We start from the raw sequence: 16,665 nt of genomic DNA on the forward strand, positions 1-16,665 counted from the left end.
TCCTCCGGGGCTTGCGCCGACCCGATGATGGGATATGTTTGCTTGCCTGCGCCTGCGGGCCGAAAAACGGGCTGAAATGACCGATTCTATAACGATTTCCGTGGATGCCATGGGCGGCGACCACGCCCCGCGCGCCGTCATCCATGGTGCACATCTTGCCCTCAAGGAGCGCAAGAACACGCGTTTCATCTTTCATGGGGTCAAGGACCAGATCGAGCCGCTGCTCGACGAGTTCCCGGACCTCAAGCCCGTTTCGACAGTGAGCCACTGCGAAACCATCATTGCCATGGACGAAAAGCCCAGCCAGGCCCTGCGTAAGGGCAAGGGCACCTCGTCCATGTGGATGGCCATCCAGGCCGTCAAGGACAAGCAGGCTGATGTCGCCATCTCTGGTGGCAATACCGGCGCGCTCATGGCCATGGCCACCTTCTGCCTGCGCCCCATGGAAGGAATTTCCCGCCCCGGCATTGCTGCGATCTGGCCGACCTTGCGCTCGGACATCATCGTGCTCGATATGGGTGCCACCATCGGCGCCGATGCACGGCAATTGGTGGACTACGCCATTCTCGGCTCGGCCCTCGCTCGCGCCCTGTTCGATTCCGACTCGCCCACCGTTGGGCTGCTCAATGTGGGCACCGAAGAGGTCAAGGGTCTCGAGTCCATCAAGGAGGCCGGCAAGATCCTGACCGAGGCCAGCGGCGCCGGGTTCACCTATCACGGCTTCGTCGAAGGCGACGACATCGGCAAGGGCACGGTGGACGTCGTCGTCACCGAAGGCTTTGTCGGCAATATTGCCCTCAAGACTGCAGAAGGTACGGCGCGACAGGTCGCCACCTATCTGCGCCAGTCGCTCAAGGCGACCCTGATGAGCCGGATCGGCGCGCTCTTCGCGTCCTCGGCGCTCAATGCCCTGCGGCGCAAGATGGACCCGCGCACCGTCAATGGCGGCGTGTTCATGGGCCTCAACGGCATCGTCATCAAGTCTCACGGCGGCACCGACGAAATCGGCTACAAGAGCGCCCTCGGCCTTGCCTATGAGATGGCGCGCAGCCGCCTCATGGACAAGATTGGCGACACCATGCACCGTTTCCCCATCCACAAGGCAGACCCCGACCTGCCCTCCGAGACCGAGGCAAATTCGGCGTGACCAGCATCATTCGTTCCGTCATCCGTGGCGTTGGCAGCTATCTGCCGGCAAAAGTGCTCACCAACGAGGAGTTGGCCAGGACCGTCGACACCTCGGACGAATGGATCCAGCAGCGGGTTGGTATCAAGGAGCGCCACATCGCTGCCGAAGGCGAATATACTTCGGATCTCGCGACGGCCGCGTCACGCGCGGCTCTCGCTCATGCCGGGCTCGCCATCGAAGATATCGACATGATCGTGGTGGCCACCACCACGCCGGACTACACCTTCCCCAGTGCCGCAACGCTGGTGCAGATGAAGCTGGGCATGCATCACGGCTTCGCCTTCGATATCCAGGCGGTTTGCTCCGGCTTCGTCTATGCGGTTGCCACTGCAGACAGCTACATCAAGAACGGCATGGCCCGCCGCGTGCTGGTCATCGGCGCGGAAACCTTCTCGCGCCTGCTCGATTGGAACGACCGCACCACTTGTGTCCTGTTCGGCGATGGTGCCGGTGCCGTTGTCATGGAGCGGGTTGACCAGGCACCGGATGAACCGGCGCGCGGCGTCCTGACATCGGCCCTGCGCTCCGACGGGCGCCATTGGGACAAACTCTATGTCGACGGCGGCCCCTCGACCACCGGCACGACGGGCCATGTGCATATGCAGGGGCCCGAGGTTTTCCGCCATGCCGTGGGCAAGATCACTGACGTCGTCTATGCCACGCTCGAACAAGCCGGCTACACCGTGGACGATCTCGACTGGTTCGTGCCGCACCAGGCCAACAAGCGCATCATCGACGGGGCAGGGGCCAAGCTCGGCCTGCCGCCGGAGAAGGTCATCACCACCGTGGACCTGCACGCCAACACCTCCGCCGCATCCGTGCCTCTCGCTCTCAGCGTGGCGGTGTCAGACGGACGCATCAAGCAGGGTGATCTCGTCATGCTCGAGGCCATGGGCGGCGGGTTCACCTGGGGCGCCTCGCTCATTCGCTGGTAGGCGGCAACCTGCATTGACCTTAAGCGTTTCAAGGCGTTAGTGTCTTGGTGGGTGGAGGAGCCCGGCGCTGAAGCCGCGACATGAAGATCGCAAGGTGGCGTCGATCTGGGACGGAATCCCGAGCCAGTGCTCGGCCGCTCTGGCCGGGTAGGCGCATTGGTGGTGACATCTGGCTTGCCGAACGCCGGGAGACTGGACTCATGGCAACACGGGGGTGCGAATGACGCAGAAGACGGTAACGCGGGCCGATCTGGCCGAAGCGGTCTATGGCTCTGTCGGCCTTTCGAGGACCGAATCGGCGGAACTGGTTGAGCGTGTCCTTGAGCTTATTACTGACGCTCTGGTGACCGGGGCCAACGTCAAGCTCTCCTCCTTCGGTTCATTCCAGGTACGCTCCAAGAACGAGCGGATCGGCCGCAATCCCAAGACCGGCGAGGAAGTGCCGATCCTGCCGCGCCAGGTTCTTGTGTTCAAACCGTCCAATGTGTTGAAGTCCAAGATCAACAAGTCTATGGTCTCCGCTGGAAAGTAAGGCTTTTAGGAGCCTTGCGCTGCGGGGGTTAGCCCCAGTTCTGCAGCCGGAAAGACGAGTTGAGAGAGCATCGATTGTGGTGCTCACGCCGGGGAGACCTGCGTTTTGGACAAGTCGCCAGACGCCTTCCGTACCATCTCGGAAGCTGCCGAAGAGCTCGATCTCCCGCAGCACGTTCTGCGATTCTGGGAAACTCGCTTCTCCACGATCAAGCCGCTGAAGCGCGGCGGCGGCCGCCGCTATTACCGGCCTGAAGACGTGATGCTGCTGCGCGGCATCCGCCACCTGCTTTATGATCAGGGCTTCACCATCAAGGGCGTCCAGAAGATCCTCAAGGACCAGGGGCCGCGCTATGTCATCGCCGTGGGCGAGGGCAAGGGTCTCGACGAAATACTCCCGCTGATCGAGCAGGCCGAGGCCGCTGGCGACGAGGCGGAACTGGAAGAGGCGGCAATGCTCGCCAACCCGACGCTGGACGCGGAAGCCCGCGAAAAGCTGTCTGACGTGTTGCGTGAACTGCTCGAGTGCAAGCGCATTCTGGAGCGCGCGCGCGAACACTGAACGGTCTGGAATTTCCGTTTCGTTTCCCTCCGAAATCGATTATTCGTTCCATTGTCGCCGGGCCGATTGAGGCCCGGCAAAAGGTGGAGTTTCTTTCGATGACCGTTCGTTTTGGCCTGCTCGGTGCAGGTCGCATCGGCAAGGTGCATGCCAAGGCCGTCACGTCCAACCCGCTGGCCAAACTGGTCGCCGTGGCCGATGCCATGGCCGATGCTGCCAACGCTCTGGCTGCCCAGTATGGCGCCGAGGTTCGCACCATCGAAGCCATCGAGGCAGCAACAGATATCGACGCCGTCATCATCTGCACGCCAACCGACACCCATGCGGACCTGATCGAGCGCTTTGCCCGGGCCGGCAAGGCCATCTTCTGCGAGAAGCCGATCGACCTGGACGTCGAGCGGGTTAAGGCTTGTCTGCGCGTCGTCGACGAAACCGGGGCGACGCTGATGGTTGGTTTCAACCGCCGCTTCGATCCGCATTTCCGCGCCGTCAGGCAGGCCATCGCGGACGGGCAGATCGGCGACGTGGAAATGGTCACCATCGTCTCGCGCGATCCGGGCGCGCCTCCGGCCGACTATGTGAAACGCTCCGGCGGCATTTTCCGCGACATGACGATTCATGACTTCGACATGGCGCGCTTTCTCCTGGGCGAGGAAATCGAAACTGTCTCGGCCCAGGCCTCCGTGCTGGTCGACAAGGCCATTGGCGACGCCGGAGACTATGACAGTGCCTCGGTCATGCTTGCCACGGCATCGGGCAAGCACGCCACCATCTCCAATTCACGTCGCGCCACCTATGGCTACGACCAGCGCATTGAAGTTCATGGCTCGAAGGGGGCGGTGGCGGCGGAGAACCAGCGCCCGGTCTCCGTCGAGATCGCCAATGCCAGTGGCTATACGCGCCCGCCGCTGCACGATTTCTTCATGACCCGCTACACGGAGGCTTATGCCTTTGAAATCAGTAGCTTCATCGATTTCGTGGAATCGAAATCTCCCGCCTCGCCCAGCGGCACCGACGGGCTGATTGCCCTGGCGCTCGCCGAAGCAGCCCTCAAATCCGTCAAAGAGGGAAGGGCGGTCAAGGTCAGCGAGATCACCGGTCCATTGGCCGACAAGTCAGTCTTCCAGGGTCGCTGATCCACATTCACAACGGGCCGCCTTGAGTTTCGAGCGGTTCGGAAGCCCGATAGGCCTCGCGCCTTGCGACGAGGGCCTTTGATCCATAGTCTTCCCTGGTCTGACCAGGGAGGACAATATGGAACTCGGCGCCTTTTCCGTCAGCCTCGCCGTCAAGGACATCTCCGCCTCTCGCGCCTTCTACGAGAAGCTTGGATTTGTCGCGATCATGGGCGAAGAGGCTCAGAACTGGCTGATCATGAAGAACGGCGACCATGTGATCGGTCTGTTTCAGGGCATGTTCGACAGCAACATCCTGACCTTCAATCCGGGCTGGAATGCCAATTCCGAAACCCTGCCGAGTTTCACCGATATTCGGCAGATCCAGAAGGCGCTCAGTGCCAGCGGAATCGACGCGGGAACGGAAATCGACCCGCAATCGACCGGACCGGCGAACTTCTCGATCACCGATCCGGACGGCAATGTCATCCTGTTCGATCAGCACGTATGACCGAGGCTACTTCAGCAGCCACTCGTGTTCCGGCGCATTGTGGAACTTCCATACCCGCTTCGGACCGGCCATGACGTTGAGATAATAGAGATCATAGCCCGCCGTCGTGGCGACCGGATGATACCCCCGCGGCACCAGGGTCACATCCCCATCTTCCACCGCCATCGCCTCATCCAGGCTGCGATCGTCCGTGTAGACGCGCTGGAAGGCGAAACCCTGGGACGGATTCATGCGGTGGTAATAGGTCTCTTCGAGCTGGCTCTCATGGGGCAGATTGTCTCGGTCGTGCTTGTGCGGCGGATAGGACGAGGTATTGCCCTGCGGCGTGATCACTTCCACCACCAGCAGCGCATTGGCTGCCCCGTCATCCTCGGGCATGATGTTGTAGACGTGGCGCACATTGGCGCCCTTGCCGCGGCTGATCCGCGGATGCGTGCCCGGCGCGATCACCCGGGCGTGGTAGTCGCCGCCGCCCGGCGCCGAGCAGACCGCCAGTTCCAGATCGGTGGTTGCGTCGACCGCCCAATGGCGGCCTGCCGGCACGTAGAGCGCCCAGGGGGCACCCTCGAACGGGCTCATGCGTTCGCCCAGTTCGCCAAAATCCTCGCCATCGACGGCAAAACGCCCCTTGCCGCTGACGAGCACCAGGCAAACTTCGCGCTCGCCCGTCTCTTCGCCATAGGCCTCGCCCGATTGCAGCCGGTGCAGCCCAAACCCGACATGGGTCCAGCCGGCCGAGGCCGGCGTCACGTCATGGATCTTGCCGGTTTTCGTCGTCGGCCGAACCAGCAGGGGGGAGTGCGTCATTGGGCTGCTCCTTGGGGAAGTTGTAGAAGAAGTTCCAGGCCACATAGACCAGGGCTGCACCCACAAGCACGGCCCAGAACGTGTCCTTGGTGTAGAACAGTTCCCAACCCAGCCACAGGAGCAGGAAAGCGGCAACCGCGACCCGACGCCAGAGCGGGCGGAACCATTTGAGATCGTTTTCCTTCAGGGCCATGCTCGCCTCCCGCGTGATTCAGTTCGGCAAGGCTTTAGCACAACCGGTTCAAAAGACTCACCCTTTCGGGAATCCCTGCGTCTCGACTGCGTAGCCGGCCGCCGTCATCACCCGCATCAGTTCCTTGTGGCCGATCTGGGCCATCTTGAGCGGCGGGTTCTTCACGGGGTCCTGCTCGGCCTCGACCACGAACCACCCCTCATAGCCATGGTCCGCCAACCGCTGCACGATGGCGCCGAAATCCAGCGAGCCATCACCCGGCACGGTGAAGGCGCCCAGCGCTACCGCATCGAGAAAACTCTGTTTGCTCCGGTCCAGCGCGTCCACGACCGAGCGGCGAATATCCTTCACATGCACATGGTTGATGCGTGCATGGTGCCTGTCGATGGCGCGTAGAACATCGCCTCCCGCAAAGGCGAGGTGCCCCGCATCGAGCAGCAGCGGGATGCCTTCGCCCGACGCGGCCATGAAGGCGTCCAGCTCCGGCTCGGTCTCCACCACTGCCGCCATGTGGTGATGGTAGGACAGCGGCATGCCCTGGTCGGCGCACCATTCGCCGAACTCGGTCACCTTCCGGGCATAGGCCTTCATCTCGTCGTCGGAGAGTTTCGGCTTGTTGGCAAGCGGCACCTCGCGCTTGCCCTGGATCGAGCGACCCACCTCGCCATAGACGATGCAGGGGGCGCCAACCGCCTTGAACAGCTCGATCATGGGCTGAATGCGGTCCTTGTTGGCCCCGATGTCCTCATCGACCAAAGTGCCTGAAAACCAGCCGCCGCACAGTGTGACGTCGGCCGCCTTGAGAATGGGCAGCATCACATCCGGATCGTCGGGGAAGCGTCGCCCCTTCTCCATGCCGGTGAACCCGGCCGAGCGCGACTGCCTGAGGCATTCTTCGAGCGAGACGTCATCGCTCAATTCGACCAGATCGTCGTTCCACCACGCGATGGGCGACATGCCGAGCTTGGCTTTCATTCCTGTTCTCCTACCCGGCCCTCTGGGCCTTCAGCGCCTTCACATAGGCCTCGCGCGCCGCATTGACCTGCGGCCTATCGCTGACTTCCGGCACGGCCACGTCCCACCAGTGACCACCTTCATCCGTGGTAATCAGCGGGTCGGTGTCGATGACGAATACATGGACGCCTGCCGCACCCTCTGTCTCGCTCAATGCCGCTTCCAGTTCGGCAAGCGAAGCCACCTTCCTCGCCGTCGCGCCCATGGCTGCGGCATGTGCGGCGAAGTCGATGCTTGGCATGGTTTCGTGTCGCGTGTCGCGGAAGAGGTTGTTGAAGTTGGCGCCGCCCGTGGCCATCTGCAGCCGATTGATGCAGCCATAGCCGGAATTGTCGAGCACCACGATGGTGAGCCGAACGCCCAGCATCACGGCACTGACAATTTCCGAGTTCATCATCAGATAGCTGCCGTCGCCGACCATGACCAGGGTGTCGCTTTGCGGTCGTGCCAGGGCGACGCCCAGCCCGGCGGCAATCTCGTAGCCCATGGTCGAAAAACCATATTCGAGATGGTAGCTGCCTGGCGCTTCCGCGCGCCACAGCTTGTGCAATTCACCCGGCAAGCCACCGGCGGCGCAGACCAGCGTCGCCTTGCTCCGGCCGCGTTGCACCGCGCCGATCACCTGGGCGTCCGAGGGCAGTTCCGCATTGGACGCGGCCCGCGCCGCATCTGCCGCCTTCAGCCATTCATCTTTGCCCTCCTGGGCCCCCCCGGTCCATGCGGAATCGACCTGCCAGCCCATGAGGGCGGCACCGAGCGCTTCCAACCCGACCCGCGCATCAGCCACCAGCGGCATGCCATTGTGCTTGGCCGCGTCGAACACCTGCACGTTCAACCCGATGATCTTGAGGTCCTCGTTTTTGAACAAGGCCCAGGAACCGGTGGTGAAATCCTGCAGCCGCGTGCCGACGGCGAGCACGACATCGGCCTCCTCGGCCAGGCGATTGGACGCGGACGTGCCCGTGACGCCGACCGAGCCCATATTGAGCGCATGGTCGTGGGGCAGGGCGCTCTTGCCTGCCTGTGTCTCCATCACCGGAATGCCATGCGCCTCTGCGAAGGCGGCCAGGCTGTCACTGGCCTCCGAATAGAGCACGCCACCGCCGGCAATGATCACCGGCTTCTTCGACAGCTTCAGCGCCGCGGCCGCCATGGCAAACTCATCGGCGTCCGGCATGATGCGCCGGGGCATCCAGATCTTCTCGGCAAAGAAGCTCTCGGGATAGTCATAGGCTTCTGCCTGCACGTCCTGGCATAGGCTCAGGGTCACCGGCCCGCATTCGGCCGGGTCGGTCAGCACCTGCATGGCGCGGCGCAGTGCCGGAATGATCTGCTCTGGTCTGGTGATGCGGTCGAAATAGCGGCTGATGGGCTTGAAGCAGTCATTGGCCGAAACAGTGCCGTCGCCGAAATCCTCGACCTGCTGCAACACCGGATCGGGCAGTCGGTTCGCGAACACATCGCCGGGCAGCAACAACACCGGTATGCGGTTGACATGCGCCAGGGCCGCGGCCGTGACCATGTTGAGCGCGCCCGGCCCGATCGAGGACGTGCAGGCCATGAAGCGGCGGCGGAAATTGGCCTTGGCATAGGCGATGGCTGCATGGGCCATGCTTTGCTCGTTCTGGCCGCGATAGGTCGGCAGCTTATCCTTGACCGCATGCAGCGCCTCGCCCACCCCGGCGACATTGCCATGGCCGAAAATCGCCCAGACGCCCCCAAAGATGGGCACCGCCTCATCATTGATGATCGTCTTCTGGGCGCTCAGGAACCGCGCCACGGCCTGCGCCATCGTCAGTCGGATTGTCTTCTGGCTCATGGCCGCTCCCATATCGCTACCAGCGCCCCGAACCGCTTGGCCATTTCGGCTACGGCCTCTTCGTCGCTTGTCTGTTCATCCAGCCACTTGCGGGCTACGTCACCAAATATTGTGCGACCCACGGCGAAACCCTTGACGGTTCGCGCCGTCTTGGCCGCCGCGAATCCGGCCTCCAGCGCCGCTTGCGGTGCATCGAGCCCCAGCAGGACCACACCGCGGCAAAACGGGTCTCGCGCTTCGATCACCGCATCGGTGGCCGCCCATGCCGCAGCATTGGCCTGCGGTTCGAGCTTCCACCAGTCCGGCTTGATGCCGGCATCGTAAATCTCCGTCAGCGCGCGCGCCACCGTATCGTCACTCAATTTCCCATGCTTGCCGGCAATGATCTCGACCAGCAATTCCCGGCCGATCTTGCGCGCCGCATCGAAAGCCGAACGCAGTTTGGCGATCTGGACCTGCCGCAATTCCGCCGGGTCGTCCGGGTGAAAGAAGCACAGGACCTTGATGCAGTGATCCACCGGCCAGTCTACCAGGCGCGACCCGAGATCCTGCGTGAACTCGAACTGCAGGGGGCGCGATCCCGGCAGCTCGATCGGCTTGGCCACCCAGAAATCGGGCAGGGCGTTTGCAGCGTAAAGCGCGTCGCGCCCATATTTGTCGTCAAGCAGCATACCGAATCCGTCGCGCCCATTCGCGACCTGAGCAGCAGCACGGACAGCCAGAACCTTGAAATCGGGGATGCGCGCCAGCTTGCCGGCATCGCCGCCCGCCATGTCCTCAAGCTGGCTGCGATGGTCGATCGCCAGGGCCATGAGCTTGGGAATTTCGCGCCGCCGGGTGGTCGCCCAATGCACATGGTTGATCGCCTCGTCCTTGCGCAGCGCCCTCTCGGTGCTGCCGTGCTCGAGGAAGTACTGCAGTTCTGGCCAGGTCGGAATCTCGGGTGCACAGAGCAGCCGGCTCACCGCAAAGGCGCCACAGGCATTGGCCCAGGTAGCACTTGTCTGATGGCTCTCCCCGCGCAGCCAGCCGCGCAGGAAGCCGCTCATGAACGCGTCGCCGGCCCCCAATACGTTGTAAACCTCGATGGGAAAGCCCTTGCCGACGATGCCCTCTTCCAGATCGTCCGGGATTGGCCCCTCATAGACGATGCAGCCCATGGGCCCACGCTTCAGGACGATCACGGCGGAGGAGAGTGTCCGGATCGTCCTGAGCGCGGATCGGATATCGGCCGCGCCGGCCGCAATAAGCACTTCTTCCTCCGTGCCCACGATCAGGTCGCACTCGGGCAGGACGGTCTTGAGATGCTCGGATACGGCGTCCGAGGCGATATAGCGGCTGTCGCCAGCATCATGGCCCGCCAGTCCCCAGAGATTGGGGCGGTAGTCGATGTCGAAAATGACCTTGCTGCCATTGGCGCGGGCGATGCGCATCGCCTTGCGTTGCGCCCGGTCGCTGTTCGGTTTGGCGAAATGCGTGCCGGTCACCAGCACGGCCCGGGCCGACTTGATGAACGACTCATGAATGTCGTCCTCGTTCAGCGCCGCGTCCGCACAATTGTCGCGATAGAAGATCAGCGGGAAGGACTTGTCATTCTCGACAGCCAGCAGCACGAGCGCGGTCAAGCGTTCGGGGTCGGTTACAATTCCGGCGGTCTCCACGCCTTCGCGAACCAGCTGCTCGCGGATGAATCGCCCCATCTGCTCGTCGCCCACACGCGTGATCAAAGCCGACTTGAGGCCCAGTCGTGCCGTGCCGACGGCGATGTTGGTGGGGCAGCCGCCGACCGACTTGGCGAAGCTGCCAACGTCCTCGAGGCGCGTCCCGATTTGCTGGCCGTAGAGGTCCACGGAGGCGCGACCAATCGTGATCACGTCCAGCTTGTTGTCTTTGGTGTTTTCATAGCCTGGGGCCAAAGCCTGCTCCTCCTCCGGGCTGCGAACTGTCACGGAGAATGAAACACAGGTTCTGATTTCATTCAATATGGAATGTTCGTTCCAAACGAGAATCCGCAGCATTTGATCCGGGCGTCACCGCGCCTAGATCTGCCGGCGGCGCTCCGCAACGCAGACGGTAAGCGCTGTGGCCAAAGCCAGGCTGGCGGAAAGGGAGCGGAAGCCCGCGTGATCCGCCTCGATCAGTTCGAACCACTCGGTGGCACAGGCCGCCAGCGGCGACAGGGCGGAATCGGTGAGCGCGACAACGGGAACCCCCCGCTCTGAAAGGCTCTGCGCCTGCACCACGCTCTCCGCTGCATAGGGCGAGAAGCTGACCGCGATGGCCGCGTCAACGGGTGATGCCAGGGTGAGGATGTCGTCATCATTGCCGATGGCCGAACTGACCACCTGGCAACTCACCTTGAGCTTGCCAAAGGCATAAGCCATTGAGCTGATGATGGGAAAGCTGCGACGTCGGGCAATGAGGTAGATGGTGTCGGCCTTTGCCAAGAGGGCAACGGCTCTTTCGAACTGATCCGCATCGATGGTGGCGGTCAGCGCCTCCAGACTCTGATGGGCCGCCGCGATGAAACCCTTGAGGATGGTGCTGCTTTCCGCCTCTTCGGCCCCGCTTTCCTCGATCTGCCGGAGCCGGTCTTCGTAGGATGAGTTCCGCCCCTTGAGCCGGGCTCGAAACAGATGCTGCAGGCCGGAGAAGCCATCGAAACCGAAGTTCTGAGCAAACCGCACCAGCGTGGACGGCTGCACCTGCGCCGCCTGCGCTATGCTGGCCGTGGTGCCGAAGGCGATTTCGTCCGGATGCTCCAGCGCATAGGCGCCGACCTGCATGAGCCGCTTGGGCAGTGTGGTTCGCTGCGCCATGATTGCGGCACGAAGGGCTTCGAAATCCTCTGGGGCAACAATAGGCGGCGCGGACATGGCGGCTTCCCGTGGAATGGACGTTCCATATCTGGAATGAATCGCGCCTCACGGCAAGAAAAAGGGCAGAACGGAACCCGTCCTGCCCTTGAACTGCGATGCTGGAACCTGTCAGGCGGGCTGCAGGCGGCTCGGTGCGCCACGGTTCTCCACCCAGTAGATGAAGGCTGACGCAGCCACGATCAGCGCCGCACCGACCCAGAACCACTGCGATGGCACCTGGCCCAGGGCAATCCAGCCCACCAGGCCACTCAGTGGCACCTTGAGGTCGCCAAAGGGCTGCAGATAGGTCGCGTCCGCAACCTTATAGGCGAAGGCCAGCAGATATTGCGCGACAGCCGTCAGGGCGCCGAGCAGCAACAACAGCCAGAGGCCGGTGCCATCGGGCAGTGCAAACGGGAAACCCGGCGCCATACCCATGGGCAGGATGCCAGAAAGGGCATTGGCCACGAGGAGAATGGCAAGATGATTGGGCGTCATCAGGACCAGCAGCGAGATGGTCATGGTTTCAGGGCTCTCGCCTTTGCGGGCCAGATACTTGGTCAGCACATCGGTGCCGGCCCAGAGCGCAGCGGCAGTGATCGGGATCAGCGCCTGCCAGCCAAGGCTTTCAGTTCCGACGCCCGAGACGATGATGGCTCCCACAAAGCCGATAATGGAGGCAGCAAGGCGTGCCGAGGACACCCTCTCACCCAGGAACAGGGCGGAGCCAAGAATGATGAAGAGCGGGCCGGTGGCCAGAAGGGTCACCATCTGCCAGATCGGCACGCCAGAGGCGAAGCCATAGACGAAGACATGGACGCCGAGGGCCGAGACGAAGGCCCGGATCTCGTGGGCGACCGGGCGCCTGGTCCGCAGGTTTGAGAGGCCGATCCTGAGGATCAGGGGCAGCGCCAGGATAGAGGCGATCACGTACTGCCAGAAGGCCATACCTGTCGAACTCATGCCAAAGCCGCCCCATTCGGCGGGCGTCGGCAGAACCGACTGGAGAACATTGGTGCCTGCAAACACGATGCTGGCCACCACCATGAAGGCGGCGCCCGACGTTGCGGCGCTGTTGGAAGTCGAGGAAATCTGGCTCATCTGTCGTCCTTTCCGTAACCAGTTTCCTCAGGGTTACGGGAGGCGACATGCCGAAAATGGCGCAGCCAAATAGCCACGCGCGCCGGCAAAGGCGCTTTGTCCCGTTCTCTTTCATCCGGACTGTGACCGTCGGCTCCGGATTTACACCGGATCTGCTGACCTCCCGATGGTCGGGAGCGCTCGCGGGCTTGGCATGTCTGCCTTTACCGCCGGTGGGGAATTTCACCCCGCCCTGAGAACAATGCAGGCAAGCCTGCAGGGGCTTAGATAGGCCAGTTGGCCGGGTCTGACAAGCACGCACAGGGGTGATACCGGTTCTGCCCAAAATTTGAGCGAAATCGGATTGCATTCCGCCCCGGCTCTAATTAAACAAGTGGTATCTTGTTTAATAAGGCACCCGTCATGTCTGAAACCGTGGAAGGCCGCTGGGCCGAAATTTTCGGCCCCCGCTATCTGGCTGTCACAACCATTCTTGCCCTGGGCGTGTCCCTGTTCGCATTCAATGCGTTCTTCACTTCGGCGGCTCTGCCCTCGGCCGTACAGGAGCTGGGCGGCATCGAGGTCATTTCCTGGGCGACCACGCTCTATCTGGTCTTTGCCATTGTCGGTGGCGCGGCCGCAGCCCTGTTCAAGCGTCGGCTGGGATCGCGTGGCTCGCTGCTGGGCCTGGCGGGGGTGTTCCTAGTGGGCACGCTGATCGCCGCGACCGCCGGAGACATGTCGCAGGTGCTGGTGGGCCGGGCGATACAGGGGTTCGGCGAGGGCGTTGTTGCCGCGCTCTGTTTTGCGCTCATCCCTGAGCTGTTCCCCAGCCGACTGGTGCCCAAGGTGTTCGGAATGCAGGCCATGGTCTGGGCCATTGCGGCCTTTGGCGGCCCGGCCGGGGCAGGGGCGCTTACGGAGCTGATTTCCTGGCGCGCTGCCTTTCTCGTCAATGTCCCGCTGGTGCTGATCTTCGGCACCATGGTGCTCCTTGTCGTGCCGCAGGGTGAAAGGGTGACCCAGAGCAGCGGCTTCCCGGGCTTGCGGCTGGTGACGATCGGCGGCGGGACCATGCTGGTGGCGTTGGCCGCCATCGCACCGCCAATGCAGGCGGGACTGCTGCTCGCCGTCGCGGCCGTTGCCCTCATCATGGCGGTGTGGCTCGACCGGCGGAGCATCGAGCGACTGATGCCGCCTGATGCCTTTTCCCTGCGTTCAGCGGTGGGGTCCGGGCTTTGGATGTTCCTGCTCATGCCGATCGCCGGCGCGGCCACGGGTGTCTATCTGGTGCTGCTGTTGCAGCAATTGTGGGGATACGGCCCGACCCAGGCGGCAATCATCGGGGCGGTGATGGCCATCGGCTGGAGCCTGTCTTCCGTGACGGTTGCCAATGTGCGCAGGCGGTCCACCCGACGTATCCTCATCCGCCTTGGGCCTGTGCTGCTTGCGCTGGGGCTGGTTGGCGTATTTGCCGGGCTCCAGCTGACCCAGCCGGTCATTCTGATTGTTGCACAGCTGGCCATTGGCATGGGCTTCGGCATTTCCAATGGCTACACCATGCTCACCATCATGGAGGCCAGCAGCGATGCTGAGCGTGACCGCACCTCGGCACTGCTTCCCACGACCCAGTCGGCAGGCAATGCCCTCGGCGCCGCCCTGGCCGGTGTCGCTGCCAACGCGGCCGGCTATGCCCAGGCCACCGACAACGCGGCGATCCTGCTCGCCATCGTGCCGCTTTTCGTTGTCGCGGTGGTGTTTGCGGGGCTGGCATTCCTCGCCGCGCTCCGCATGGTGCATCTGGCAAAAAGTACGCCGATTGCGGCCTTTGCCAGCGAATAGAAACTGAAAGGCCCCGGATCGCTCCGGGGCCTTCTCATTTCGATCAGCCTTGTTCCAGCCAGCGCACCTGTTCCGGCGTCAGCTTGATCTCGAAGGCCTTGAGGCTGTCTTCCAGCTCCACCAGCCGGCGCGGGCCGATCAGCGGCACGCTGGGGAAGGGCTGGGCCAGCACATAGGCCAGGGCGATGTGGATCGGCGAGTGGCCGAGCTGCTTGCCCAGTTCGATCGCGCGGTCGCGTCGCCCAAAATTCTGGTCATTGTACCAGCAGCGCACCAGTTCCTCATTGTCGCGCTTGTCCCGACCGGCAAGGTCGGTGAAGAAGCCGCGCGCCTGGCTCGACCAGGAGAAGTTCGTTACCTGCCGGTCGACCAGCCACTGTTTGAAATCCGGTGTCGCCGCGGTTACGCATCCGGCCCAGATCGGGTCGAGCATTTCGGCCAGCGCAAAGTTGTTGGAGAGCGCCTGCGGCTTGGTCTTTCCCGTCCTTTCGGCATAGGCGATCGCTTCGTCCATGCGTTCCTTGGTCCAGTTCGACCCGCCGAACGGCCCGCGAATACGGCCCGCCTTCACCTCTGCATCCATGGCATCGACGAACTCGCCCACCGGCACGTCGGTGTTGTCGCGATGCATGAAATAGATGTCGACATAATCAGTCTGGAGACGGTCCAGAGACTGGGTCAACTGCTTGCCGATGACATCGGGATAGACCAGCGGGGAATGGGCGCCCTTGCCGATCACCACGGCCTGTTCGCGCACGCCGCTTCTCTTCTGCCACATGCCGAAGAGCTTTTCGGTATAGCCGCCGCCATAGATGAAGGCGGTGTCGAAGATATTGCCGCCGCGCTCCCAGAAGGCATCGAGCAGGATGGCGCCGGACGAGAAGGTCTTGAAGTCCTCAAAGCCGAGCGCGACCGCCGATGCCTGCTTGGCAAGGCCGGGAATGGAGCGCTTGGGAATGATGCCGGTATTGGGACCCAAAATGCGATTGTCCAGGGTCCGGGTCCGCACCTGCGGCGTTTCGATCGAGAATTCCACGCCCGCATCGGCGCGCCATTTGTCGAGCACGCGCAGATTGCCCAGCGTATCGCCCCAGCTCATGCCGGGGGCGTCGAATTCCTGCTTGCCCGCAAGGATCGCCTGCGACGCCGCCTCGGCCTCGAAGGCATAGACATGGGCGGTTTCGTTGACGCTGATCGTCTCGGTCTTCCCGCCCTTGATGATGTCGATGCGCCCGAGACCCTGGTCGCGATTGCCGCCGGCGAACCAGAAGTCCGGCACCTCGATCCGGCCTTCCGACCCGTGGATACGCAGGACATTGTCGAGGTTGGCCATCACGGCGCAACTGACCTGCGCCACGATGCCGTTCTCGAAGGTTAGCGTGGCCGCGGCCCAGTCGTCGGTGCCCTCGGCATTGAGATTGGCCGTACCCGCGACCTTGACCGGATCGGCATAGTCCTTGCCCACGGACACACCGGCGATCAGCCGCGCCATCGAGACGGGATAGCAGCCGACGTCCATGATGCCGCCGCCGGCCAGCGCCGACGCGAACAGCCGATGCTCCGGCTGGAACGTGCCCATCGAGAAGCCGAAGCTCGACTGGATCATCCGCACTTCACCGATCGTGCCGGAGCGGAGCAATTCGACGATCTTGGCCGTCTGCGGATGCAGGCGGTACATGAAGGCTTCGCCGGCAAAGGTGCCCGCCTTGCGATGGGCATGGAACACCGCATCGGCCTCATGCGCGCTGAGCGCCAGGGGCTTTTCCACCAGCACATGCTTGCCCGCTTCGGCGGCCTTGATGGCCCATTCGGCATGGCCCGGATGCGGCACCGCGATATAGACCGCGTCGATGTCCTTGTCGGCGAGCAGGGCCTCATAGCCATGCACGATGCGCGCTTCGGGGAATGTGTCCTGAAGGCCCGGCCGATCTGGATTGCGGGTGGCGATGGCGGACAGCACGCCATGCTGGCTGCCATTGAGCCCACCGCGGAATGCCTTGGCGATGCTGCCCGGGCCGATAATGCCCCAGCGAATCTTGGTGTCGGTCATATCTGGTTTCCTCAGGAAGGTGCGGATCGTTGTCCGGATGGCTGAGCCAGCCGCCTGAGAGGCATGCTTTTCAATTGCTCTTGAGCCGTGCGATTTCTAAGTTAGCGCGACCCAAGGAGCCATACCCCGATTTCGGGTATGCAGATCGGGCGGAAAGTA

At 63.0% G+C, this 16,665-nt stretch carries 15 protein-coding genes and 1 riboswitch; of the genes, 7 read left to right on the forward strand and 8 right to left on the reverse strand.

Features of this window, described 5'->3' with window-relative positions:
* Positions 1 to 76: 76 nt before the first annotated feature.
* The 6 genes from plsX to K1X15_RS06240 all read left to right on the forward strand — a co-directional run bounded on the left by plsX (position 77) and on the right by K1X15_RS06240 (position 4,843).
* Positions 77 to 1,147, forward strand: a complete 1,071-nt coding sequence (gene plsX / locus K1X15_RS06215; protein ID WP_220306632.1) for a phosphate acyltransferase PlsX — start codon at positions 77 to 79, stop codon at positions 1,145 to 1,147.
* Positions 1,148 to 1,152: 5 nt separating this feature from the next.
* Positions 1,153 to 2,124, forward strand: coding sequence for a beta-ketoacyl-ACP synthase III (locus K1X15_RS06220; protein WP_220307454.1), 972 nt, complete (start codon positions 1,153 to 1,155; stop codon positions 2,122 to 2,124).
* Between the two features lie 220 nt (positions 2,125 to 2,344).
* Positions 2,345 to 2,656, forward strand: a complete 312-nt coding sequence (locus K1X15_RS06225; RefSeq protein ID WP_198876614.1) for an integration host factor subunit alpha — start codon at positions 2,345 to 2,347, stop codon at positions 2,654 to 2,656.
* A gap of 105 nt (positions 2,657 to 2,761) precedes the next feature.
* Positions 2,762 to 3,217, forward strand: a complete 456-nt coding sequence (locus K1X15_RS06230; RefSeq protein ID WP_220306633.1) for a MerR family transcriptional regulator — start codon at positions 2,762 to 2,764, stop codon at positions 3,215 to 3,217.
* Positions 3,218 to 3,315: 98 nt separating this feature from the next.
* A complete protein-coding gene (iolG, locus tag K1X15_RS06235; protein WP_220306634.1) occupies positions 3,316 to 4,353 on the forward strand; it encodes an inositol 2-dehydrogenase in 1,038 nt (345 codons plus the stop codon).
* Positions 4,354 to 4,471: 118 nt separating this feature from the next.
* Positions 4,472 to 4,843 (forward strand): VOC family protein, encoded by a 372-nt coding sequence (locus K1X15_RS06240; RefSeq protein ID WP_220306635.1) that lies wholly within the window; start codon positions 4,472 to 4,474, stop codon positions 4,841 to 4,843.
* Positions 4,844 to 4,849: 6 nt separating this feature from the next.
* Here the strand turns inward: K1X15_RS06240 and iolB are convergent, their stop codons facing one another.
* The 7 genes from iolB to K1X15_RS06275 form a co-directional block, all read right to left on the reverse strand.
* Complete coding sequence (gene iolB, locus K1X15_RS06245) at positions 4,850 to 5,650, reverse strand: 5-deoxy-glucuronate isomerase (RefSeq protein ID WP_220306636.1); 801 nt, start codon at positions 5,648 to 5,650, stop codon at positions 4,850 to 4,852.
* Complete coding sequence (locus tag K1X15_RS06250; protein WP_220306637.1) at positions 5,595 to 5,843, reverse strand: DUF3329 domain-containing protein; 249 nt, start codon at positions 5,841 to 5,843, stop codon at positions 5,595 to 5,597. The genes iolB and K1X15_RS06250 overlap by 56 nt, the downstream gene beginning before the upstream one ends.
* 57 nt (positions 5,844 to 5,900) lie before the next feature.
* Positions 5,901 to 6,818 (reverse strand): myo-inosose-2 dehydratase, encoded by a 918-nt coding sequence (gene iolE, locus K1X15_RS06255; RefSeq protein WP_220306638.1) that lies wholly within the window; start codon positions 6,816 to 6,818, stop codon positions 5,901 to 5,903.
* 10 nt (positions 6,819 to 6,828) lie between these two features.
* Positions 6,829 to 8,676, reverse strand: coding sequence for a 3D-(3,5/4)-trihydroxycyclohexane-1,2-dione acylhydrolase (decyclizing) (gene iolD / locus K1X15_RS06260; RefSeq protein ID WP_220306639.1), 1,848 nt, complete (start codon positions 8,674 to 8,676; stop codon positions 6,829 to 6,831).
* On the reverse strand, positions 8,673 to 10,592 hold the full coding sequence (locus K1X15_RS06265) for a bifunctional 5-dehydro-2-deoxygluconokinase/5-dehydro-2-deoxyphosphogluconate aldolase (protein WP_240549676.1): 1,920 nt from the start codon (positions 10,590 to 10,592) through the stop codon (positions 8,673 to 8,675). Before K1X15_RS06265 ends, iolD begins: the two co-directional genes overlap by 4 nt.
* A gap of 123 nt (positions 10,593 to 10,715) precedes the next feature.
* Complete coding sequence (locus K1X15_RS06270; protein WP_220306641.1) at positions 10,716 to 11,552, reverse strand: MurR/RpiR family transcriptional regulator; 837 nt, start codon at positions 11,550 to 11,552, stop codon at positions 10,716 to 10,718.
* 111 nt (positions 11,553 to 11,663) lie between these two features.
* Positions 11,664 to 12,635 (reverse strand): DMT family transporter, encoded by a 972-nt coding sequence (locus K1X15_RS06275; RefSeq protein WP_220306642.1) that lies wholly within the window; start codon positions 12,633 to 12,635, stop codon positions 11,664 to 11,666.
* Positions 12,636 to 12,734: 99 nt separating this feature from the next.
* A riboswitch (FMN riboswitch) is annotated at positions 12,735 to 12,879 on the reverse strand.
* A 158-nt stretch (positions 12,880 to 13,037) separates the two neighbouring features.
* On the opposite strand from K1X15_RS06275, the gene K1X15_RS06280 reads away from it, so the two are divergent.
* Positions 13,038 to 14,456: an MFS transporter gene (locus K1X15_RS06280; protein WP_220306643.1), complete on the forward strand. Its 1,419-nt coding sequence runs from the start codon at positions 13,038 to 13,040 to the stop codon at positions 14,454 to 14,456.
* A gap of 43 nt (positions 14,457 to 14,499) precedes the next feature.
* On the opposite strand, the gene K1X15_RS06285 is transcribed toward K1X15_RS06280, so the two are convergent.
* Positions 14,500 to 16,506, reverse strand: coding sequence for an aldo/keto reductase (locus tag K1X15_RS06285; RefSeq protein WP_220306644.1), 2,007 nt, complete (start codon positions 16,504 to 16,506; stop codon positions 14,500 to 14,502).
* Positions 16,507 to 16,665 lie beyond the last annotated feature (159 nt).

This window comes from Devosia salina (genome assembly GCF_019504385.1).
Taxonomy (GTDB): Bacteria; Pseudomonadota; Alphaproteobacteria; order Rhizobiales; family Devosiaceae; genus Devosia; species Devosia salina.